This window comes from Dyella lipolytica, from assembly GCF_030160075.1.
GTDB classification, from domain to species: Bacteria; Pseudomonadota; Gammaproteobacteria; order Xanthomonadales; family Rhodanobacteraceae; genus Dyella_B; species Dyella_B lipolytica.
On record NZ_BSNQ01000009.1, the window covers coordinates 458,451 to 482,188 of the forward strand.

Annotated in this window: 18 protein-coding genes; 6 read left to right on the forward strand and 12 right to left on the reverse strand. The window is 62.2% G+C overall.

Annotated features, from left to right (window positions below; all coding sequences use genetic code 11):
- Positions 1-89 precede the first annotated feature (89 nt).
- From QQL64_RS15255 to QQL64_RS15310, 12 genes are all read right to left on the reverse strand, one after another.
- On the reverse strand, positions 90-2,396 hold the full coding sequence (locus tag QQL64_RS15255) for a carboxy terminal-processing peptidase (protein ID WP_284401215.1): 2,307 nt from the start codon (positions 2,394-2,396) through the stop codon (positions 90-92).
- A gap of 10 nt (positions 2,397-2,406) precedes the next feature.
- Positions 2,407-3,417, reverse strand: coding sequence for a lipoyl synthase (gene lipA, locus QQL64_RS15260; protein ID WP_284401216.1), 1,011 nt, complete (start codon positions 3,415-3,417; stop codon positions 2,407-2,409).
- 8 nt (positions 3,418-3,425) lie between these two features.
- Positions 3,426-4,094 (reverse strand): lipoyl(octanoyl) transferase LipB, encoded by a 669-nt coding sequence (gene lipB, locus QQL64_RS15265; RefSeq protein ID WP_284401217.1) that lies wholly within the window; start codon positions 4,092-4,094, stop codon positions 3,426-3,428.
- A gap of 121 nt (positions 4,095-4,215) precedes the next feature.
- A complete protein-coding gene (locus tag QQL64_RS15270) occupies positions 4,216-4,506 on the reverse strand; it encodes a YbeD family protein (RefSeq protein WP_284401219.1) in 291 nt (96 codons plus the stop codon).
- A gap of 35 nt (positions 4,507-4,541) precedes the next feature.
- Positions 4,542-5,768, reverse strand: a complete 1,227-nt coding sequence (locus QQL64_RS15275; RefSeq protein WP_284401221.1) for a D-alanyl-D-alanine carboxypeptidase family protein — start codon at positions 5,766-5,768, stop codon at positions 4,542-4,544.
- 63 nt (positions 5,769-5,831) lie between these two features.
- The gene (locus tag QQL64_RS15280; protein WP_284401223.1) at positions 5,832-6,764 is read right to left on the reverse strand and encodes a septal ring lytic transglycosylase RlpA family protein; all 933 of its coding nucleotides are present in this window, start codon (positions 6,762-6,764) and stop codon (positions 5,832-5,834) included.
- On the reverse strand, positions 6,761-7,729 hold the full coding sequence (mltB, locus tag QQL64_RS15285; protein ID WP_284402213.1) for a lytic murein transglycosylase B: 969 nt from the start codon (positions 7,727-7,729) through the stop codon (positions 6,761-6,763). The genes QQL64_RS15280 and mltB overlap by 4 nt, the downstream gene beginning before the upstream one ends.
- Before the next feature lie 135 nt (positions 7,730-7,864).
- The gene (gene rodA, locus QQL64_RS15290; protein WP_284401225.1) at positions 7,865-8,980 is read right to left on the reverse strand and encodes a rod shape-determining protein RodA; all 1,116 of its coding nucleotides are present in this window, start codon (positions 8,978-8,980) and stop codon (positions 7,865-7,867) included.
- Complete coding sequence (mrdA, locus tag QQL64_RS15295; protein WP_284401227.1) at positions 8,977-10,986, reverse strand: penicillin-binding protein 2; 2,010 nt, start codon at positions 10,984-10,986, stop codon at positions 8,977-8,979. Before mrdA ends, rodA begins: the two co-directional genes overlap by 4 nt.
- A gap of 46 nt (positions 10,987-11,032) precedes the next feature.
- Positions 11,033-11,521: a rod shape-determining protein MreD gene (gene mreD / locus QQL64_RS15300; protein WP_284401229.1), complete on the reverse strand. Its 489-nt coding sequence runs from the start codon at positions 11,519-11,521 to the stop codon at positions 11,033-11,035.
- Positions 11,518-12,519 carry a rod shape-determining protein MreC gene (gene mreC / locus QQL64_RS15305; RefSeq protein ID WP_284401230.1) on the reverse strand — a complete coding sequence of 334 codons (1,002 nt, stop codon included), beginning with the start codon at positions 12,517-12,519 and terminating at the stop codon, positions 11,518-11,520. Before mreC ends, mreD begins: the two co-directional genes overlap by 4 nt.
- A gap of 21 nt (positions 12,520-12,540) precedes the next feature.
- Entirely contained in the window at positions 12,541-13,587 is a 1,047-nt protein-coding gene (locus QQL64_RS15310; protein ID WP_284401232.1) for a rod shape-determining protein, read from the reverse strand.
- A gap of 263 nt (positions 13,588-13,850) precedes the next feature.
- Between QQL64_RS15310 and QQL64_RS15315 the strand changes: the two genes are divergently transcribed.
- From QQL64_RS15315 to QQL64_RS15340, 6 genes are all read left to right on the forward strand, one after another.
- The gene (locus QQL64_RS15315; protein WP_284401234.1) at positions 13,851-14,786 is read left to right on the forward strand and encodes a carbohydrate kinase family protein; all 936 of its coding nucleotides are present in this window, start codon (positions 13,851-13,853) and stop codon (positions 14,784-14,786) included.
- Positions 14,787-14,816: 30 nt separating this feature from the next.
- Entirely contained in the window at positions 14,817-15,176 is a 360-nt protein-coding gene (locus tag QQL64_RS15320; RefSeq protein WP_284401236.1) for a DUF1304 domain-containing protein, read from the forward strand.
- Between the two features lie 20 nt (positions 15,177-15,196).
- Positions 15,197-15,883, forward strand: a complete 687-nt coding sequence (locus QQL64_RS15325; RefSeq protein WP_284401237.1) for a M24 family metallopeptidase — start codon at positions 15,197-15,199, stop codon at positions 15,881-15,883.
- Positions 15,884-16,006: 123 nt separating this feature from the next.
- Positions 16,007-18,163 carry an elongation factor G gene (gene fusA, locus QQL64_RS15330; protein WP_284401239.1) on the forward strand — a complete coding sequence of 719 codons (2,157 nt, stop codon included), beginning with the start codon at positions 16,007-16,009 and terminating at the stop codon, positions 18,161-18,163.
- Between the two features lie 160 nt (positions 18,164-18,323).
- Entirely contained in the window at positions 18,324-19,925 is a 1,602-nt protein-coding gene (locus QQL64_RS15335; RefSeq protein ID WP_284401240.1) for a peptide chain release factor 3, read from the forward strand.
- A gap of 160 nt (positions 19,926-20,085) precedes the next feature.
- Positions 20,086-23,736 carry a response regulator gene (locus QQL64_RS15340; protein WP_284401243.1) on the forward strand — a complete coding sequence of 1,217 codons (3,651 nt, stop codon included), beginning with the start codon at positions 20,086-20,088 and terminating at the stop codon, positions 23,734-23,736.
- Positions 23,737-23,738 lie beyond the last annotated feature (2 nt).

Sequence of the window (23,738 nt, forward strand, 5' to 3'; positions counted from 1 at the left end):
ATGGTGTAGCGCAATCGGAAATCCCATTAGTCCAATGCAAAAAAAAGCAGCGCCGAAGCGCTGCCTTTTGTCTTGCCTGTCGAAAACCCTCAGTGGCCGCTGCTCGAAGCAGCCGCAGGAGCCCTCGATGCACCGCCGGACTGGCCAGCACTGTTCTGCGTCGGCAACGGCGTCGCGCCAGCGACGGCAGCCATGGAAGCACTGTTGCCCTGCTTGCCGCCATAAGGCAACACTTCCGCCGCGAGTTTGGGATTGGCATTGATCAGTCCCACCGCATCGAACAGGATGTGCGCGGTTTCCTGCAGCTGCGGATCGGGTGCCTTCTTGGCATCCGCCTGTTCCTTGAGCTCGGTCTTCAAGCTGCGCTCGCTGGGATTGAGGCCGTCGTCGAGCTGGGCGTCGGCATCGGCTTGAGCGGAGTCGGCGCCATCGATGGCTTTGTGCCGTGCGCGGAAATCGGCCTGGAGCGCGTCCAGCTGCTTACGTTCCGTCTCGCGCTGAGCGAAGTTGAGCGAGATGGTGGTGCGGTCGCTGAGCTTCTTGTACTGCGCGAGTTCGTCCAGCATCAGCTGCCATGCCGGCGACTTGGCACCGCGAGCATCGTGCAGCTGATCCAGCTGGGTCAGGTAAGCCTTCATATCGGCCACCGGCTTGTAATCGGCCGGTGCAATCTGCGTCCACGGCAGCGCGTTGTCGTAAGTCGACTCGCCGAAATCCTTCTCGTCACCATTGTTCGGGTACGAGATATCGGGCGTGACGCCGCGCAGCTGAGTGGAGCCGCCGTTGATGCGGAAGAATTCCTGCACCGTCATCTTCAGCGCGCCGTAGTTGGGCTTGGTGGTGGGATCGGAAGCAAAGCGGTCGAGGTCGATCAGCGTCTGCACCGTGCCCTTGCCGAAGGTCGGCGTACCGATGACCAGACCGCGGCTGTAATCTTGAATCGCGGCGGAGAAGATCTCCGATGCCGACGCTGTGCCGCGGTTGACCAACACGGCCAGCGGACCGCTCCAGGCCATGCCCGGATCGTCGTCGCCCTGCACCTGTACCTGACCGCGCGCATCGCGAACCTGCACCACCGGACCCTGGTCGATAAACAGGCCAGTGAGTTCATTGGCTTCGTACAGCGAGCCGCCGCCGTTGTTGCGCAGATCCATGACCACGCCCTGCACGCCTTCGGCCTTCAGTTCGCCGAGCAGCTTGGCCACGTCGCGGGTGGCGCTCTTGAAGTTCTTGTCACCTTCGCTGCGTGCACCGAAGTCGGAATAGAACATCGGCAGTTCGATCACGCCGATCTTGCGCGTGACGCCGCCATCCGTGACTTCGATAACTTTCTTCTTGGCCGCCTGTTCCTCGATAGCGACTTTCTGGCGCACCAGCGAGATCATCTCGTGCTTGCCGTCCTGACCCTGATCGGCCGGCACGATTTCCAGACGCACGGTGGTGTCCTTCTTGCCGCGGATCAGGTTGACCACGTCGTCCAGACGCCAGCCGACCACGTCCACGATAGGACCGGTCGCGCCCTGGCCGACGCCCAGCACCAGGTCGCCGACATGGACCTTGCCGGACTTGGAAGCAGGACCGGCAGGCACCAGCTCGCGGATCTGGGTGTAGTCGTCGCGCGCTTGCAGTACCGCGCCGATGCCTTCCAGCGACAACTTCATCTGAATATCGAAGTTCTCCGCTTCGCGCGGGCCGAGGTAATCGGTGTGCGGATCGGTGGAGTTGGCGTAAGCCGTCATGAAGGTCTGGAAAGCGTCTTCGCTGTCCAGCTGTTTCACGCGATCGATGTAGCCGGCGTAGCGCTTGTCGAGCGTCTTGCGGATCTCATCGTCGCTCTTGCCGGCCAGCTTCAGGCGCAACCAGTCGTTCATGGTGCGCTTGCGCCACAGGTCGTTCAGCTCAGCCTGGTCTTTCGGCCAGTCGGCATTCTTGCGATCGACGTTGTAGGTGTCATTGGTGTTGAAATCGAAACCTTGCTTCAACAAACCGCGCGCATAGTTCATGCGATCGATGGCGCGCAAGACGTACTGATTGAAGACATCGAACGGCGCGGACAGATCCTTGTTCCAGATCGCGTTGCCGAACTTGTCTTTGTCTTGCGCGAACTTCGCCATGTCCTGCTGCGTGAAGAACACCTTCTCGCCGTCGAGCAGCTTGAAGTACAGCGTGTAGATCTTCTGCGACATCGCATCGTCGAGCGGTTGCGCGTCGTAGTGGAAACGGGTGAGCAGATGCGCCGAGATCAGCGCGGCATCGGCCTCGCTGGCGGTGGGCAGCAAGGGCAGCGTGGACTCCTTGCGCGGCTTGCTAGCACCGAGATCGGCCGCCGATTGTGCGGACGCCGTTACGGTGACGCTGAGGGCCATCAACAGGGCGAGCAGGGGACGAAAGGTCATGGAGTTCTCTTCAGGCTTGCTCGGTAACGCCAGCTGCGTGAGCTTGCTGGTCGGCGTGGTAGGAGGAGCGCACAAGCGGGCCGGAGGCGACATGGTGGAAACCCATGGCTTCGCCGGCTTCGCGTAGCGATTCGAATTCGTCGGGCGTCCAGTAGCGAACCACCGGATGATGATGCGGCGTGGGTTGCAGGTACTGCCCGATGGTGATCATCTCGACGTCATGCGCGCGCAGATCGCGCATGGTCTCGATCACCTGTTCGTACGTTTCACCCAGGCCCAGCATGATGCCGGACTTGGTGGGGACGTCCGGATGCTGCGCCTTGAAGCGCTTGAGCAGATCGAGCGACCACTGGTAATCGGCGCCCGGTCGCACTTCGCGATACAGATGCGGCACGGTTTCCAGATTGTGGTTGAACACGTCCGGCGGAAAATCCTTGAGCACTTCCAGCGCGCGTTCCATGCGTCCCTTGCCGCGGAAATCCGGCGTGAGGATTTCGATGCGGATCGTCGGGCTGGCATGACGCACGGCGCGGATGCATGCGGCGAAATGTTCGGCGCCGCCGTCGCGCAGATCGTCGCGATCGACGGAGGTGATCACCACGTACTTCAGGCGCATGTCGCGAATGGTTTCGGCCAGACGCGCCGGCTCCAACGGATCGGGTGCGGCGGGACGACCATGTGCGACATCGCAGAACGAGCAGCGGCGTGTGCACACTTCACCGAGAATCATGAAGGTGGCCGTGCCCTTGCTGAAGCACTCATGGATGTTCGGGCAAGATGCTTCCTCGCACACCGTGACCAGCGCGTTCTCGCGCAGACGCGCTTTCAGCTGCTGCACAGCATTGCCTTGCGGCAAACGCACGCGGATCCAGCTCGGTTTGCGCAGCGTCGGCACGGCGGTATCGAAGCCCGCGCGGTTGAGCGCGATCTTGTCGTTGCCCACCTGCTTCTCGACAACCGACGTACTGTTGACGACGCTGATCGGAATGGTTTTCGCGGAGGAAGCGGAGGTATCGCTCATGAAGTAGGTCAGACCGCCGCGCGAGCGGGGAGTTCGGGAATAAGGGGGGCAGCCGGTTCGGCATCGAATCCGAACTGCCGGCAAAGCTCGCCGATCAGCACATCTTCGACGTCCGCCAGCCGCGACGGACCGCCCAAGTCTAGCACCTGCGTGACCGCCAGACCCTTGTAACCGCAAGGATTAATGCGGTGGAACGGTTCCAGGTTCATGTTTACGTTAAAGGCTAGTCCGTGGAAGCTGCAGCCCCGCCGGACCCGTAGCCCCAAGGCGGCGACCTTGGCATCCGCCACGTAGACACCCGGAGCGCCTTCTCGGCGCACCGCTTCGATATTCCACTGTGCCAGGGTGTCGATGATGGCCTGTTCGATCCGGTTCACCAGTTCGCGTACCCCTACCCCGGCGCGGCGCAGGTCGATTAACGGATAGGCAACGATCTGTCCGGGCCCGTGATAGGTGACCTGGCCGCCGCGGTCCACGGGCACTACCGGAATCTCGCCGGGCGCCAGCACATGCTCCATCTTGCCGGCCTGTCCCAGGGTGAATACCGGGTCGTGTTCAAGCACCCAGAGTTCGTCGGTGGTCGCGGCGGTGCGGTTGTCGGTAAAGGCGCTCATCGCCTGCCAGACCGGCTCGTAGGGCTGCCGGCCCAGGCGGCGGATTTTCAGCGGTTGGGACATGGATCGCGGGCCTGCATGGGGATAGGGCCAAATCTGTGGCCAGGGCCGAGCGCTTGCAAGTGGAAGAAGTCGCGGGTGCCGCCGACCGGACAACCATCCCTGGATGCCCGGAATGATGGACTTAGAGCGTGAAGCGGATGTCGGGGTCGGCACGCAGCGCGGCGTGCGCGGCGTCGTATTGCTCGCGCGTCTCGCAGCGGAAGCTGACGGTGACCGAGAGGAAGTTGCCTTCGCGCGAATGCTTGTGCCGCACGGTCTCGTGCAGCACATGTAAGCCGACGCCTTCGAGGATCTGCGGTACGCGGGCCTTCAGATCCGCGTTGGCGTTACCCATCGCGGTGATCTCGAATTCGCCCGGAAACTGGAAACCCTGGCCTTCCTGTTGCGGCTTGATCTCGCCCAGGTCTTTCATCGGCCTTCTCCGTTCACTTCAATCAATGGCGTTCGTCACTTTTTACCGCTGCCGTGGAACCACAGCAGGATGCTGTCCCATAGACGCTTGAAGAAACCGCCCTCGGGTGCATCGTTCAGAGCGACAAGCGGCACGTCCTCGATCGGCTGACCGTCCTCGGTGACATGCAGCGTGCCGACTTGCTGGCCCTTCTTGTATGGCGCAACCAGCGTGGACGGAATGTCCATGGTCGCCTTCAGCTTGTCGTAGTCACCAGTCTTGACGGTGACCAGCACATCTTCGGCCACGCCGAGCGGCAACTGGTCGTCCTGACCCTTCCACAGGCGCGGCGAAGCCTGCGCCTTGCCAGCCTCGTAGAGCTTGTGGGTTTCGAAGAAACGGAAGCCGTAGTTGAGCAGCGCCATCGCCGAATCGGCGCGCGCTTTCTCGCTGCTGGCGCCCATCACGATGGCGATCATGCGCTGGTCACCGCGCTTGGCCGACGCATCGAGACAAAAGCCGGCTTCGGCGGTATGGCCGGTCTTGACGCCGTCCACGCTCGGATCGCGCCACAGCAGCGTGTTGCGGTTGCCCTGCTTGATACCGTTCCACTCGAACTCCTTGATTGCGGAGATCGCGTAGTCTTCCGGATAGTCGTGAATCAGTGCACGCGTCATGATCGCGACATCATGTGCCGTGGTGTAGTGATTGTCGGCCGGATAGCCCGAGGCATTGACGAAGTGGCTGTTCACCATCCCCAGCTGCTTGGCATACGCGTTCATCAGGCTGGCGAACGTGTCTTCGGAGCCAGCGGTATGTTCGGCCAGCGCAATAGCGGAATCGTTGCCGGACTGGATGATCATGCCGTACAGCAGATCTTTCAGCGGCACCTGACTATTGAGCTTGAGGAAGCTGGTGGAGCCGTCTGTGCCTGCACCGCCCGCACGCCACGCATGTTCGCTGATGTTGACCTGGTCGGTGAGGTGGATCTTGCCCGCTGCAACCTGCGCCGAGATCACGTAGTCGGTCATCACCTTGGTGATCGAGGCCGGCACCACGCGCTGATCCGGATTCTTCGAAGCGAGCACCTGGCCGGTGGCGTAATCCATCAGCACCCAGGCCGTGGCGTCTACATCCGGCGGCGGCGGCACCGGCACCTGCACGGCCGCCGGGGCGGGCACGCTCGGAACCGGCTTGGGCGGGGTCTGCTGGGCGACAGCGCTAACGCCGAACACCAGGGCGGCGACGGCAAGAATGTGCAGGGGGCGGCGGAACAGGTTCATCGTCGGCTTACATCCAATTTGCTGAATCATCGGCGCGCAAGGCACCACTACTTTGGAAAACGCTCAGTCTACCGCGACCTGTGGGTGCGGCAGGCCCATTTGTTCGATCTGAGAGGTCACCCGATCGGCGCTGTCCACGTCGGCCAGGGGGCCCACTCGCACGCGGTGCACGAGACGGCCGCCAATGGTCGCATCTACGACCTGCACCGGAGCGAAATTCGCCACGCGCAATTGTGCCGCGACGTGTTCGGCGTTGGCCTGGTCGGCGAAGGCACCCACCTGCAAATAGATGCCTGGGGGTCGTGCGGACGGGGCCGAAACCACCACCGGCGGCGGGGGCTCCTGCGCGGGCGAGGACGGATCGATGCCCTGCACTTCCACCAAACCGGTGCCCTTGGGCCACACGCCGATCTTTACGGCGGCGGCGTAGGACAGATCGATCACGCGGTTTTCGTGAAAGGGGCCGCGGTCGTTGATGCGCACGATCACACTCTTGCCGTTCTCCAGATTGATCACCCGCGCATAACTGGGCAGCGGCAGCACCTTGCTCGCGGCGGTGAATTTGTACATGTCGTAGTCCTCGAGATTCGAGGTTTTGTAACCATGGAACTTGCTGCCGTAGAACGAGGCGATGCCGCGCTCGTCATAGCCGCGTGCCGAAGGCAGCACGCTGTAGCTGCGACCCAAGACGGTGTACGGCGATTTGTTGCCGTAAAGCGAACGCGCTTCGACTTGGGGCACGGGCTCGGGCAGATGGCTCACGTCAGGCGGTGGCCCGTCGGGAACGCTGTCGTCACTGCTGCGGTAACGGCTGCTTTGCGGCTGATTGGTGTCGTCGTAAGTGCCGCCGCTACTGGATCCAGTTGAACTGCTCCCACGCGAAGAAGAAGCAGGCGACGACGAGTGCGACGACGACCGCGTGCTGCGGTGGCCGCCACAGCCAACTAGCACCAACGCAGTTGCGAGCAGCCACGACAGGCGCCAAGCCATCCTCATTGGGCAGCGCTCTCCGGCTGGTTCACCCCTTCGGCGATCGCCTGTGCCAGCTGGTTCACCGCCATCGCGTACATCGGGCTACGGTTGTAGCGGGTGATCACGTAGAAGTTCTGGAAGGTGAACCAGTATTCCGAGCCTTGAGCCCCCTGCAAGATTTGCAGGCTGCTCGACTCGCCCGGATTGAGATGCTGCAGCGGTGCGTAGCCCCAGGCTTCGAGTTGCTCCACCGGCCACTGCGGCGTGGAATCCTTCACCGTCAGCGCCTTCGCTGCCGCATCGGGTTGCGCACGTGCGGCCACCGGACCACCGGTAACCCAACCGTGCTTGGTGAAATAGTTGGCCACGCTCGCGACGATATCGGGCAGCGAATTCTGCAGGTCGATACGCCCGTCGCCATCCTCATCCACCGCGAAGTCGCGGATGCTGCCCGGCATGAACTGGCCCCAGCCCTGCGCGCCGGCGTAGGAACCGGTCAGCGTGTCGATCGGACCGGCGAGATGATTGTCCGGCAGCTCCAGCAGCGTCTTTAGTTCACCGCGGAAAAAAGTGGCGCGCGGCGGGTAATACAGACCCAGCGTTACCAGCGCATCGAGCACTTTGTAGCTGCCGGTATTACGGCCGTAGAACGTTTCCACACCGAGGATCGCCACGATGTATTCCGGCGCTACACCGTATTGCGCGCCGATCTTTTCCAGCAAAGCGCGATGCTGGCGATAGAACGCAATGCCGGCATCGATGCGCGCCGGAGTAAGAAAAATTCCCCGATACTCGCTCCACGGTTTCGCTTCCGCCGGACGGCTGATCGCATCGAGGATGCTCTGCTGCCTTCTCGCGCCATCGAGCAGCGCGTTGAGCGCGGCGGGATCCTTGCCCGTATCCTGCGCCACTTCGCGCACGAGTTGCGCTTGTCCTGGATGCTCCGCCCAAGCAGGAACCGCGGTCATCATCGATAACGCGAGAAGCATCTGCAAGGGACGAAAACGGTTCGGCCCTAGGGCCGGCTGCGGGATGGATTTCGCTGTCGTGATCGGCATTGCGTAAAGCGTAACATGCAATGCGGCGCAATCTCTGACACACCGCTGGCGCGATGCGGACCGAGCTTAATCGTGCACCTTGCGATTGGCATGAATCGACATCAGCACGCCGAAACCCACCAGCAGCGAAACCGCAGACGTGCCGCCGTAACTGATCATCGGCATCGGCACGCCGACCACGGGCAACAGTCCCGCCACCATGCCGCCGTTGACGAACACGTAGACGAAGAAGCTCATGCCGATCGCACCAGCCAGCAGGCGCGAATAGGTATCGCGCGCCTCCATCGCAATCCACAGGCAGCGCCCGATGATGAAGGCATACAGCACCAGCAGCGCGCACACGCCGACCAACCCGAATTCTTCGGAGAACACGGCGAAGATAAAGTCGGTGGTGTGCTCCGGCAGGAAGTCCAGCCGCGACTGCGTGCCCTGCTCGAAGCCCTTGCCGAACACGCCACCCGAGCCGACCGCGATCTGCGACTGGATGATGTGCCAGCCGTTGCCCAGTGGATCGGACTCCGGGTTCAGCATGGTCAGAATGCGGTCGCGCTGGTACTGATGCATGAAATGCCAAGCGACCGGAATCATCCCGCCCACGGCCGCAAGCAACATACCGATGCGCCACCACGCCATGCCGGACAGGAACAAGGCAAACGCGCCGGCCGCCGACACCAGCAAGGCGGTGCCGAGATCGGGCTGTTTGGCGATCAGTCCCGCGGGTATGGCGATGAGTGCGCCAACTACCGCGATATCCTTCCAGCCCGGCGGCAACTGTCGAGGATGCAGATACCAGGCCACCATCATCGGCATGGTCAGCTTCATCAGCTCCGACGGCTGGAAGCGCATGATGCCCAGATTGAGCCAACGATCGGCACCGCGACCCTCGCCCAACACCGCCACCACCACCAGCAACATCGTGCTGCCGATATAGAGCCACGGGGTCCAGTTGCGAAATACCGAAGGCGGGACGCGCGACATCAGCAGGATCAACGCGCCACCGAGTGCGAATCGAGCCGCTTGTCCGATGACGAGCGAAAGGTTGCGGTCGCCGGCGCTATACAGCGTCATCAGCCCTGCACAACACAACGCCAACAAGGCGACGGCCAGCGGCAGATCGACGCGGGGACGCGTCAGTATCCGCCGCAGGAAGCGATAGAACCGGGTGCGCACGGTATCGATCATGGCGTGCTGTTCTCCGGACTGGATGTATCGGACGCCGGCATATCACCTTGCGGCGTATCTTCCGGCGCATTGGGCGACGTGCTGGATGATGGCGTCGGTTCCATCTCCTGCAAAGGATGATCCGCTGGCACCGTGCCGCTCTGCGTAGTCAGCCAGATATCCAGCATCTTGCGCGCAATCGGGCCTGCGTCCTTGGCGCCCCATGCGCCCGCCTCCAGTACCACCGCGACGGCGATGCGCGGATCCTCGGCGGGCGTGAAGGCCTCGAACCACGCACGGTGACGCGCGGCAAGATAGGCGGTGTTGCGGTTTTCATTGTACGCGTCACTGGTGCGCGAGAAACGTTCCGCGGTGCCGCTCTTGCCGGCGATGCGATAGGGAAACCCTTCGCCGAGCTTCACACCCTTGCCGGTGGAGAATGGATCGGAGCCATAGATCACCAGCTGCATGCCATCGTTCACGGCCTGCCAGTCCTTGATGTTCTTGATCACGGACGGACCGGTGGGCGGATTGGCCAGCGGCGCCGGCTTGGCACCGACGTCCGCAGTCGCCATCACCACACGCGGTGCGTAAGGCACGCCGTGCCCTGCGAACGTGGCGATGGCATGCGCCAGCTGCATGGGCGTCACCAACCAATAGCCCTGGCCGATGCCCGTAATGACCGTCTCGCCGGGGAACCACGACGCCGGCTTCATATGTTTGGCCTTCCATTCGCGCGAAGGCAGAATGCCTGACACTTCGCCCGGAAGATCCACGCCGGTGGGGCGCCCAAAGCCGTAAGAACCCAGGAATTCGCTGAGCCGATCGATGCCCAGGTCCAGCGAGAGCTTGTAGAAATAGGTATTCACCGAGTCTTCGATCGCCCGGTACAGATTCACGGTACCCACGCCACCGCGTACGTCATCGCGGTAGCCGCGCGCCTGTCCGGGGATATAGAAAACACCGGTGGAAACCACCGTGTCTTGCGGGGTGCGCACACCGTATTCGAGACCCGCCAAACCAATGAACGGCTTCACGGTCGAACCGGGTGGGTACACACCCTTAAGCGCACGGTCGATGAGAGGCTTGTCGGCCGCCGAAGTGAGCGCCGTGTAGTCCGTCAGGCTGATGCCGTTGACGAACAGATTCGGATCGAAACTGGGAACGCTGACCATGGCCAGTACCTGGCCGTTGCGGGGATCGATCGCCACGGCGGCGCCCGGTCTCCCTTCGAATGCCTCTTGTGTCGCCTTCTGAACGCGTGCATCGATGCTCAGATACAGATTCTTGCCCGGCACCGGCGGATCGATTTTCAGCACGCGCTGAATGCGCCCGTCAGCGCTCACTTCGTCCAGTTCGTAGCCTGGCTTGCCGTGCAGTATGTCCTCGTAGGTACGCTCCAGACCGGTGCGCCCGATGTGCGTAGTGCCTTTGTAGATTTCCGGATCGAGTCGATCCAGATCGTCCGCATCGATACGGCTGACATAGCCCACGACGTTTGCAAACAGCGGTCCGAGCGGATATTGGCGAGTGAGGTACGGCACCACGTCCACGCCAGGGAATCGCCAGCGATTCACCGCGAAGCGAGCGATGTCGTCTTCGGTAAGGCGCATCTTCAAGGGCACGCTGTCGAAACGACGCGTCTGTTTGAGCTGCTTGCGGAAAGCGTCGAGATCGTCCTGATCCAGCGGCACCACTTTGGCCAGTTCGGCCAGCATGGCCTCCATGTGCGACACCTGCTCCGGCACCACTTCGAGCCGGAAGGCGGGTACGTTATCGGCCAGCAGCACACCGTTGCGGTCGTAGATCAGGCCGCGTGCCGGTGGGATTGCCCGTGGCTTGACGCTGTTGTTGACCGAGCGCGTGGCGAATTCGTCGTGATGCAGCACCTGCAGAAAGACGTAGCGGCCGACCAAGGCACCCAAACCGAGCAGGATCAGCGCAAAACCCGTCAGCGCGCGCCGCCGGAACAACTCCTGTTCGCCGCGGGTGTCCTTGAATGCGCGGCGCCTGATCAGCTTCGCCATGCCCGCACCTTCAGGCCCAACGTCTGCGCCATGTCACCGGGGCCACTCATTGGAGGCGCAACCGCATCCGCAGGTCGTCGAGCAACAGGAATAGGAAAGGCCACAACGCTGCGCTGACGAACGGCGATGCCCACCACATAGCGGGCGGTGTCGCCTCGCCGGCAAACGCGCGCACGATCAGCAGCAGGAAGCGATCGTTAACGAGCAGCGCCAGCACCGCCAGGGTCTGCTGCCACATCGGAAAGAAGCGCAAACGCGAACGGAAGCGCAAGGCGATGAACGCGAGCACGCATAGGCGCAGCGCCTGTTCGCCCAACAGGACACCGTTCAAAAGATCCGCGCCGACACCGAGCACGAAGGCCAGTCCCAACGTTATCCGCTGATCGCCCGATTCCAGCGCCCAATACAACAGCACCAGCGCAGGCCAGTACGGCTTGAAGGGCTCAAGCACATGCGGCAGCGGCACCAGCATCAGCACTAGCGCAAATACCAGCGTGCCGACGAACCACCATAAGGAGAGTCGCTGCCGGCTCATGTCTGCGGCACTCCCGCCTGCGCTGCCTTCGGCTTGGCTGGCGACGTCGGCACTGTTGGCACAGATGCATGCGGAACAGCGGCGGTGGAGGCCGGTGCCGGCGCCCCATCGGCAGGCGGGCCAGCCGATGGCGGCGGTGGTGGCGGTCCGACCGGTTCGGCGAGATCGTGCAGCAAGAGCACTTCGTCGCTGCGATCCAGGTCGGCGCTAGGCATGGCGTGCGCTTCCAAGAACATGCCGGTGGGAGCCGGACCGACACTGCGGATTTCGCCCACCGGAAAACCCTGCGGGAAGCGTCCACCCAATCCGGAGGTGAGCAGTTTGTCGCCGACGCGCACGTCGGCGGCCATCGGAATCGTCGGCAAGGTAAGTTGTTCGCCGCTGCGCGAACCGTAGGCCACCGTGCGCAAACCGGTGCGCTCGATCACCACCGGCAGTGCTTGATCGGGATCGGTCACCAGCATGACCGTGGCGGAATTGGGCAGCACGTCGACAACCTGGCCCATCACGCCGTGCGCATCGATCACCGGCTGGCCGGTTTTGACGCCGTCGCGCGCGCCCAGATTGATCATCATCAGGTGGCGGTAGGCACCCAGGTCGATGCCGATGACACGCGCCATCTGCACATGCAGCCCCAGGCTGCGCTGGGTATCGAGCAATTCTTTCAGGCGCTGGTTCTGCTCGGCCACAGCCGACATGCGGTTGAGCTTGGCGTTGGCGAGCAGCAGGTCCTCACGCAGACGCTGGTTCTGCTCGGTGAGCATGCGGCGATCGGCGAAAGCCACGCCCAGCGCATGCATGCCGTCGGCCGGCAGACTGGCCAGTCGGTATACCGGCTCGACGACGATCGACGTGGCATAGCGCAAGCGCCACAGCCAGCCGTTGCGGTGGTCCAGCACCATCAACACCATCGCTAACGCGAGGTAAAAGATCAGCCGCAGCGTGCCGGCTGCGGTGCCGGCGAACAGGGGCGAGGATTCCTCGCGCGCGAGCGGCATGGCCTGGCCCCTTGAAGTGGCTTATTCGGGAGCGAAGAAGTCGCTGCCGTGCTGATCGATCAGCTCCAGCGCCTTGCCGCCACCACGGGCCACGCAGGTCAGCGGATCGTCCGCCACCTGCACATGCAGACCGGTCTCTTCCGAGATCAGACGGTCCAGATCGCGCAGCAGCGCACCGCCACCGGTGAGCACGATGCCGCGCTCGGCCACGTCGGAGCACAGTTCCGGCGGAGTCTGCTCCAGCGCCGCTTTCACCGCCGCCACGATACCGGCGAGCGGCTCGTGCAGGGCTTCGAGGATCTCGTTGGAGTTGACCGTGAACATGCGGGGCACGCCCTCGGCCAGGTTACGGCCGGAGATTTCGATCTCCTTGACCTGGCTCTGCGGGAAGGCGCAGCCGATTTCCAGCTTGATGCGCTCGGCCGTGGATTCGCCGATCAGCGTGCCATGGTTGCGACGCACGTAATTGATGATGGCTTCGTCGAAGCGATCGCCGCCCACACGCACGGACTGCGAGTAGACGATGCCGTTGAGCGAGATCACCGCCACTTCGGAGGTGCCACCGCCGATATCCAGCACCATTGAGCCACGCGCCTCGTGCACCGGGATACCAGCGCCGATCGCAGCGGCCATGGGCTCCTCGATCAGGAACACGTCGCGGGCGCCAGCACCTTCGGCCGATTCCTTGATGGCGCGGCGTTCCACCTGGGTGGAACCGCAAGGCACGCAGACCAGCACGCGCGGGCTAGGACGCAGAAAACGGGAACGATGCACCTGGCGGATGAAGTGCTGCAGCATCGCCTCGGTCATGGTGAAGTCGGCGATCACGCCGTCCTTCATCGGACGCACGGTGGCGATATTGCCCGGGGTGCGGCCCAGCATGCGCTTGGCCTCGCCGCCTACGGCGGCAACAGTGCGGGGGCCGCCAGGTCCGCGATCCTGACGGATCGCCACGACGGAAGGTTCGTTTAGGACGATTCCTTGGCCCCTGACATAGATCAGCGTATTGGCCGTGCCAAGGTCGATGGAAACATCGTTGGAAAACATCCCTCGAAACTTCTTGAACATGGGTCCGCCGCGTGTTGACTCTGGCTAAAAAGTAAGCGGGCCAGTCTAGTCAGCAAACCCCCTGTCCGCAAGGACATTCTCGTTAAGAAAGCCTGTTTTTGCTTCCTCTTCCCTGCTGAAGTATGCAGAAAGAGGAAGACGGACAAAGGTCGCCTTCCCACCTCGATGCCGTTACGATGACGGGCTTTGATCGAAACGAATGCCGCGACTGATCGCACGGTGCGATCGGCCGGTCATCCACCTACCCGGGGCACCTATCCAACATGTCTGCCGTTATCTGCGGATCGCTCGCCTACGACACCATCATGGTGTTCCAGGACCAGTTCAAGAACCACATCCTTCCCGACCAGGTGCACATCCTGAATGTGTCGTTCCTGGTGCCGGCGATGCGCCGCGAATTCGGCGGCTGCGCCGGCAACATCGCTTACAACCTGAAACTGCTCGGCGGCGATCCGCTGCCGGTGGCCGCGGTTGGGCAGGATTTCGCTCCGTATCGCGCGCACCTGGAAAAGTGCGGCATCCGCATGGAAGGCATCCGCGTGTTCGAGGATCAGTTCACGCCACAGTGCTTCATCACCACCGACCTGGACAACAACCAGATCACCGCTTTCCATCCGGGCGCGATGTCCAGCGCGCACGAAAACCATGTGCGCGACATTCCGCAGATCAGCTTCGGCATCGTCGCACCCGATGGCCGCGACGCGATACTGCAGCACGTGGATGAATTCGCGGCGCGCGGTGTGCCGTTCGTATTCGATCCGGGCCAGGCGATGCCGCTTTTCAGCGGCGAAGAGTTCCGCGCGATGATCGACAAGGCGACGTACGTGATCGTCAACGATTACGAATCGCAGTTGCTGCAGCAGCGCACCGGCTGGAGTGCGGCAGAGATTGCCTCGCGCGTGAAGGCATACATCGTGACGCTCGGCCCGCGCGGTTCGCTGATTCACACTGACGGCACCACGCACGAGATTCCGCCGGCGCGCGAGCGTCAGGTCGTCGACCCCACCGGTTGCGGCGACGCATACCGCGCCGGACTCATCTTCGGCATCATGAAGGGCCTGGATTGGCCTACGATCGGCCGCATGGCTTCATTGATGGGCGCGCTGAAAGTGGAACATCCCGGCACGCAAAATCAGCGCTTCACCTACGCGGAATTCGCCGCGCAGTTCAAAGAGCAGTTCGGTTACGCACTGAGCTGATCCGCAGGCCTGCAGCAAGGAGAACGCAGCATGTCGACAATTGCCAACATCGTGGTCGGAATCATCGCGCTGATGCACGTTTGGTTCCTGGCCCTGGAAATGTTCCTGTGGGACAAACCCGCAGGACTGCGTGCCTTCGGCATCACGCCGGAGTTCGCCGCGCAGTCGAAGGTGCTCGCCGCCAACCAGGGGCTCTATAACGGCTTCCTTGCTGCGGGTCTGGCCTGGGGATTGATACTCGGTGGCGTCGAAGGCACGCATGTGAAGATCTTCTTCCTAGCTTGCGTACTGGTCGCCGGCGTGTACGGCGGCCTCACGGCCACGCGCAAGGTGCTATGGGTCCAGGCACTTCCCGCCGCGATCGGCCTTTTGCTCGTGCTGTCGAGCTAAACACTCGTGGCGGATCGGCCATGACGCAGCATGATCGAGAGGCCCATGATCGACAGGCCGTGGGACAGCGCTTCGATCCCTCGAAGATGCAACACGCGCGTGCGCAAAGCTGGGCAGCCCTGCACGGCATTCGGGAACGCATGCGACCTGGGATCAGCGAAGACGAGGCGAAGGCCGAAGCCGCCAATGTGTTCAGGGACCTGGGCATGGAACGGCTGTGGCACCCGCCGTACATCCGCATCGGCCCGAACACCACCAAAACCTATCGCCAACCCTCCCAGCCCGATATACGCCTAGGCGAAAACGACATTTACTTCATCGACCTGGGCCTGGTATTCGACGGCCACGAGGGCGACGTCGGCGATACCTTCGTGGTCGGCCATGCGCCCGAGCGGCAGGCCTGCGCCCAGGCGGCGCGGGATTTGTTCCAGGAAGTCGCCGCGAAATGGGGCTCGGAGGGTCTCACCGGCCACAACCTGTATAATTACGCCCAAGAGCGCGCCGAGGCGATGGGCTGGCGTTTCAATCACGCCATCAAAGGCCATCGCATCAGCGATTTTCCGCACTCGGTACACAAGGGCGGCGATCTGGGCGATTTTGAAGAAAGCCCTTCCAGCGGCCTATGGGTGCTGGAAATCCAGATCGCGCACCCGACCGAACCGTTCGGCGCTTTCTACGAGGATCTGCTGACCAACCCGGCGCATTGAGCGCGCCAGACGGCCAGCCAGCCTCGGCAACGCCGGATACACATTTGAAACGTACTCTGCGGACAGTGCACGGAATGTCCGCCCCCTGTTCGCCCAACGACTTTTACTTACGGAATCAAGACTGTGGCTCGCCAAAAACCCCTAAGCCTCTACCGCAACATCGGCATCATCGCGCACATCGACGCTGGTAAGACCACCACGACCGAGCGCGTGCTGTACTACACCGGTAAGAAGCACCAGATCGTCGACGTCCACGATACGAAGGACGGCAAGGGCTCGACCACCACCGATTACCTGGAACAGGAACGCAAGCGCGGCATCACCATTCAGTCGGCCGCCGTGTCGACCGAGTGGAAGGGTCACCAGATCAACGTGATCGACACCCCAGGCCACGTGGACTTCACCATCGAAGTGAACCGTTCGCTGCGCGTGCTCGACGGTGCCGTGGTGGTGTTCGACGGCGTGGCCGGCGTGGAACCGCAGACCGAAACCAACTGGCGCCTGGCCGACCAGTACAACGTGCCGCGCGTGTGCTACGTCAACAAGATGGACCGCATCGGCGCCAACTTCGCGCATTGCGTGAAGGGCATCAAAGAGCGCCTGGGCGCCAACGCCCTGCTCTGCCAGGTGCCGCTGGGCAGCCACGACGAGTTCGTCGGCATGGCCGACCTGGTCGCCGGCGTCGGCTACATCTGGAAAGGCCACGACAAGGACAGCCCGTGGGATACCGTGCCGCTCGCCGAGATCGCCAGCAAGGTGAAGTTCGAGTCCACCGCCGATAACGAATGGGTCGCCAACCTCGCCAAGCTGCGCGAAGAGACGATCGAAAAGGCGCTGGAGATGGACGACGAGGCGTTCGACAAGCTGCTCAACGCCGGCGACGTCGACACCTACATCGCCAGCGGCGACTTCAGCATGGAGCTGTTGAAGAAGTGCATCCGTAAGGGCTGCGTGCAAGGCAAGCTGGTGCCGGTGTTCTGCGGCTCCTCGTACCGCAACAAGGGCGTGCAGCAGTTGCTCGACGCCGTGGTCGACTACATGCCGTACCCGGGCGAAAACGGCGGCATCGCGATGGTGGACGAAGACGGTCACGTCATCGGCGAGCAGGGCGTGATCGACGAAGCACCGGCGCGCGCGCTGGCGTTCAAGGTGATCAACGATCAGTTCGGTACCCTCACCTTCTGCCGCATCTACTCCGGCGTGATCAAGAAGGGCGACACGCTGCAGAACGTCACGCGCGGCAAGAAAGAACGCGTGGGCCGCATTGTGGAAGTGCAGGCCAACGCCACCAAGGACATCGAAGAAGTGCGCGCCGGCGACATCTGCGCCTTCGTCTCGATGAAGGAAACCGAGACTGGCGATTCGCTCTCCGATCCCGCACATCCCGCCCTGCTGGAGCGCATGCGCTTCCCCGACCCGGTGATCAGCGTGGCCGTGGAACCCAAGAGCCGCAACGACATCGACAAGCTCTCCACCGCGCTCTACAAGATGGTGAAGGCCGATCCGTCGCTGCGCATGGAAGTGGACAAGGAAACCGGACAGACCGTGCTCAAGGGCATGGGCGAGTTGCACCTAGAAATCACCATCGACCGTATGCGCACCGAGCTGGGCGTGGACGCGACCATGGGCAAGCCCAAGGTCAGCTTCCGCGAAGCGTTCGGCCAGACGGTCGAGCACACCTACACGCACAAGAAGCAGTCCGGTGGTTCGGGTCAGTTCGCCGAAGTGAAGATCATCTTCGAGCCGGGTGAGCCGGGCACCGGCGTGGTGTTCTCCGACGAAATCGTCGGTGGCCGCGTACCGCGCGAATACATCCCGGCGGTGGAACATGCGATCACGGTGGAATCCCGCCAGGGTCAGGTCGCCGGCTACGAAGTGCTGGACTTCAAGGCACGCCTCGTCGACGGCAAGTACCACGACGTGGACTCCTCGGCACTCGCCTTCGAAATCGCAGGCCGCGCCTGCTTCCGCGAAGCACAGCGCATGTCCAAGCCGAAGCTGCTCGAGCCGGTGATGAAGCTCGAAGTCGTGACCGAAGCCGACTACCTCGGCGACGTGATCGGCGACATCAACCGTCGCCGCGGCTCGATCAGCGACCAGGGCCAGAAGGGCACCAATGCCTTCGTGCAGGGCTTCGTACCGCTGGCCGAAATGTTCGGCTACATCAACTTCCTGCGCTCGGCCACCAGCGGCCGCGGCAACTTCACGATGGAATTCGACCATTACGAAGAAGTGCCGGCGAGCATGGTTGCCAAACTGATGGAGAAGGAAGCGAAGTAAACCTTCGTCTTCCGCTTCGCCGGATGGCAGCATCCGGTGCAAACACAGCAAACCCGGGGAGCGATCCTCGGGTTTGTTGCGTCTGGGGCCAGACGCTTGCGCCAAGCACCCCACTCATTCCACGTTACAATGGCGGGTTAAAAGAGCCCTAGACCCTCCCATGTCCAGCCATCTGCAAGAAACCCACCGCCGCCGCACCTTCGCCATCGTCAGCCATCCTGACGCGGGCAAGACCACGCTGACCGAAAAACTGCTGCTGTTCGGCGGTGCGATCCAGATGGCCGGTTCGGTGAAGGGCCGCAAGGCGGCGCGGCATGCGACGTCGGACTGGATGGCGCTGGAGAAAGAGCGCGGCATTTCAGTCACCTCGTCGGTGATGCAGTTCCCGTACGAGGGCAAGATCGTCAACCTGCTGGACACGCCCGGTCACGCGGACTTCTCCGAAGACACCTATCGCGTGCTGACTGCGGTGGACTCGGCGCTGATGGTGATCGACTGCGCCAAGGGCGTTGAAGAACGCACCATCAAGCTGATGGAGGTTTGTCGTCTGCGCGACACGCCGATCATGACGTTCATCAACAAGCTCGACCGCGAAGGTCGTTCGCCGATCGAGCTGCTGGACGAAGTGGAATCGGTGCTGGGCATCGCCTGTGCGCCACTGACCTGGCCGATCGGCATGGGCAAACGCCTCAAGGGCGTGTATCACCTGCTGCTGGACGAAGTGCATGTGTTCGAGCCCGGCAAGAATTTCACCCGGCAAGATTCGACCATCTTCAAAGGCCTTGATGCACCGGGTCTGGAAGCAGCGATCGGTGCGGAAGCATTGAACGAATTGCGCGAAGAACTGGAATTGGTGCAAGGCGCTTCGCATCCATTCGATCTCGATAAATATCTGGCGGGCAAACTCACGCCTGTATTTTTCGGCTCCGCGGTGAACAATTTCGGCGTGCAGCTGCTGCTGGATTTCTTTGTCGAGCACGCGCCTCCACCGCGGTCACGCAGCACGCTCAGCCGTGAAGTGAAGCCGGAAGAAGAAAAGCTTACCGGCTTTGTCTTCAAGATCCAGGCCAACATGGACCCCGCCCACCGCGACCGCGTGGCTTTCATGCGTGTGTGCTCAGGCACGTACAACGCCGGCATGAAGATGATTCAGACACGCATCAACAAGGAAGTGCGTATCGCCAACGCGCTTACGTTCATGGCCAGCGAACGCGAGATCGTCGAGAGCGCCTATCCGGGTGATGTGATCGGCCTGCACAATCACGGCACGATCAGTATCGGCGACACGTTCACCGAAGGCGAAGCCATCAGCTTCACCGGCATCCCCAACTTCGCGCCGGAACTCTTCCGCCGCGCGCGTCTGCGCGATCCGCTGAAGATGAAGGCACTGCAAAAGGGTCTGGCGCAGCTTTCCGAAGAAGGCGCCACCCAGTTCTTCCGCCCGCTGATGAGCAACGACCTTATCCTCGGCGCGGTCGGTGTGCTGCAGTTCGATGTGGTGGCCTACCGCCTGAAGGACGAATACGGGGTAGATGCTAGCTTCGAATCCGTCGGCGTAGTGACCGCCCGCTGGGTGCATTGCGACGATCCTAAGAAGCTGGAGGAATTCCGTGAGAAGAACGCAATGAACCTTGGCATCGATGCTGCCGGCGAACTGGTCTATCTGGCCCCTTCGCGCGTCAACCTGCAGCTCGCCCAGGAGCGTTCGCCCGCGGTGCGCTTCTCGGCTACCCGCGAACACGCCGCCTCCATCGACGCCTGAGCCGCCTCCGCGACAGCCTTCACCCGGTCGTCACTCATCCGGCATCCCGGCGGCTACCGCGCCCGCGGGCATCTCGCTAATCTGATCTCAATGGCCCCATCTGCCGCCCGGGTTTCCCCGGGCGCCAACGGCCGCCCATTGCACATCAACGGGATTTCGCATGGCCAGTTCCAGCGTGACGTCGACACCGAGGAAGTATTCGTGGCTGGCAAACCTGCCCATTCGCTACAAGATCCTTCTGGCGACCGGCCTGCTGCTCTGCGTGTTCCTGGTCAATGGCCTGGTCAACGTCGCCTCGCAGAACCGGCAGGCCGAGACCCGGCAATGGGCCGATCACACCTACCAGGTGCTGGTACAGATCGAAACGCTGCAACGTAACGCGTTGTCCGCCCAGATCGGTTTGCGCGGCTTTCTGCTCAGCCACCGTGCCAGCGAACTCGCGCAGATCGACAGCAGCAATAAGGCGTTTCAGGAACGGCTGGCGACGCTGCGCCAGCTGACCAGCGATAACACGCTGCAACAGCTTCGTATCGATCACATCCAGGCACTGGTCGCGCAATGGAATCGCGAACTGCAACAGATGGTCATCGCACCGGATGCGGCCATCAAAACCACCGATCCACAAGCCGTAGCGCAGGAAACAGCGCGTATTCAGGCGGAATATCTCGCCCATCGCACGGTAAGGACCGAGGATTTCAGCGCGATCATGGATGAGATGAGCGCCACGGAACGTCACCTCCTGGTTGAACGCAATAACAACATAGAGCGCGTATTGCGCGACACGTTCTACATGAACATGGTCAGCGCGCTGATCGGGTTGCTGCTTGGCCTGATGGTGATCTCGCTCACCTCGCGCATGGTCACTCGCCCGATACGCCGCCTGACCGACCTGATGACCCGCCTCGCCGCGCATGACCATGACATCCAAATACGCGGCATTGGACGCCGCGACGAAATCGGTGAAATCTCGCAAGCGTTGCTCACATTCAAACAGATGGTCATCGACACGGACGAGCAGGCTAAGCTGAAGCACCAGATGGCGACGATCTCCGCCAGCCTGCAGGAAGCCACCAACCATCGCGATTTTGCCGAACGCTTTACTGCCCAGCTCATGCCGCTGCTGCAAGCCGGCATCGCCCTGCTCTACGGCTACGACGAATCGCGCCAGCGCCTGGATTTATTGGGTAGCTACGGACTGCGTCTGCAAAACAGCCCCGATGCATACGTACCCGGCGAAGGTCTCGTCGGCCAGTGCGCGCTTTCGCGAAAGGCGATCGCACTCGACGATGTGCCGAGCAACTACCTACGCATCGACTCCGGTAGTGGCGAGGCATTGCCGCGCCATCTAACGATCCAGCCTTTGCTACTGCGCGACCAACTGGTAGGCGTGCTCGAGTTCGCCAGCTTTACGCCGCTTTCGGCATCGCATCGGCAACTGCTTGACGAGCTTCTGCCATTGGTGGCTCTCACGCTGGAAAATCTCAATCGCGCGGTGAATACGCAAGACTTGCTCGACCAGACGCGCGAGCAAGCGGACGAACTGCGTCTATCGAGCGTGACGATGCGCCAGCAGCAACAGGCGTTGCGCGAAGCGAACGATACGTTGCAGAACAAAACGATCGAGCTGGAGGAACAATCGCAACGCCTGCTCGCATCGGAAGAAGAACTGCGCGTGCAGGCCGACGAACTGCAAGCCTCCAACGAGGAGTTGCGGCTCAAAACCGACACACTGCGTCAACAGAAACAGCAACTGGAGGCACTCCAACGCGACACCGCGCAAAAAGCCGAGGAACTGGCGCGCGCCAGCCAGTACAAAAGCGAATTCCTCGCCAACATGTCGCACGAGCTGCGCACACCACTGAACAGCCTGCTGATCCTCTCGCGCAGTCTTGCCGACAATCGCGAAGGAAACCTCGAAGAAGAGCAGATCGAATCAGCACGCATCATCCACGATGCAGGCTCGAGTTTGCTTCGTCTCATCAACGACATCCTCGACCTGTCCAAGATCGAAGCGGGCAAGATGGAACTGTCGCTGATGGATTTTTCGCTGCAAAATCTCGCGCGCAGCCTGTGCCGCAATTTCGACCATGTGGCTCGCGAGAAAAAGCTCGACTACAAGGTGATTGTCGACGATGGACTGCCGGCCGAAGTCCATACCGACCCCAATCGCCTGGAGCAGATCATCAACAATCTGCTTGCCAATGCATTCAAGTTCACGGCGAAGGGTGCCATCCTCGTGCACATCGGCCGCCCCGCCGCCGACCTGCCGATACCCGAAGCATTGAATGGGCATGATTTGATTGCGATCAGCGTGAAGGACAGCGGCATCGGCATACCCGCTGACAAACTGAATCGCATCTTTAACGCCTTCGAACAGGCCGACAACAGCACCAGCCGGCAATTCGGCGGTACGGGCCTGGGCTTGAGCATTTCGCGGCGCATGGCCGAACTGCTCGGCGGCGACATCGTCTTGCGCAGCGAAGTGGGCAAGGGAAGCGAATTCGCGTTGCTCCTGCCCGAACGCAGCGCCGACACTACGGCGACGACTGCAACGGCGGCATCGGCGACCGGCCAGGCGCCGGCAACGCGACCGGCCACGCGCGCTGTGTTGCCCGCGATGGGCGTGGCTGACGATCGCGAGCGCATCGCGCCGGGGGACAGCGTCATCTTGATTGTCGAGGACGACCCCTCATTCGCACGCATCCTAGCCGACATGGTGCGACAGAAGGATCATCGCATGCTGCACGCGGTCGACGGCGAAAGCTGTCTCGAACTTGCGCGCCGCTATCACCCCGTGGGCATCCTGCTCGACGTGATGCTGCCCGGCATGGACGGCTGGACGGTGATCGAGCGACTCAAAGCCGACCCGGCCACCCGACACATCCCGGTGCACTTTATCTCCGCCACTGACGATGCCGGGCGTGGGCGCGAGTTCGGTGCCGTGGGCTTCCTTACCAAGCCGGTGACGCGAGAAGCCATCAACGAAGCGTTCGAACGCCTGCTGCATTTCGCGAAGGGCCGCACGCGGCAACTGCTGATCGTCGATGACGATGCCAGTGCACGCAGTGCCGTTCGCACCTTGCTGCAACACGACGACGTGGTGATCGACGAAGCTGGCTCCGGCGAAGAAGCCATGGAAAAGATCGCAAAAATGGGCTACGACTGCATCGTGCTCGATCTTGGCCTGCCCGGCATGTCAGGCCTGGATCTCCTCGAGAAACTCGCCGACAGCGGCAGCATTCCGCCGGTGGTGGTGTATTCGGGCCGTGATTTGAGCCGCGAAGAAAATCTGCGCATCCGTCAGTACACCGACAGCATCGTGATCAAGGGTGCGCGTTCTCCGGAACGTCTGCTCGACGAAGTTAGCCTGTTCCTGCACAGCATCCGTCACACATCGGGCCCAAGCCCGACCGCCTCGCCCTCCGGCCAGGACGAACTGCACGGTCATCACGTGCTGCTGGTCGACGACGACATGCGCAATTTGTTTGCCCTGTCCAAGGTGCTTCGCAGCTGGGGCATGCAGGTAACCATGGCTCAGGATGGCCACAAGGCTTTGCAGATGCTCGCCGAGAGCCCGCACATCGAATTGGTGCTGATGGACATCATGATGCCCGGCATGGATGGCTACGAAGCCACGCGCGCCATCCGCGCACAACCGACGCTTGCTCAACTGCCGATCATTGCGCTCACGGCCAAGGCTATGCGCGGCGACCGCGAACTGTGCCTGGAAGCAGGCGCCAACGATTACTTGTCCAAGCCGATCGACCTGGACAAGCTCGCATCAATGATGCACGTCTGGCTACGCGGCTGACA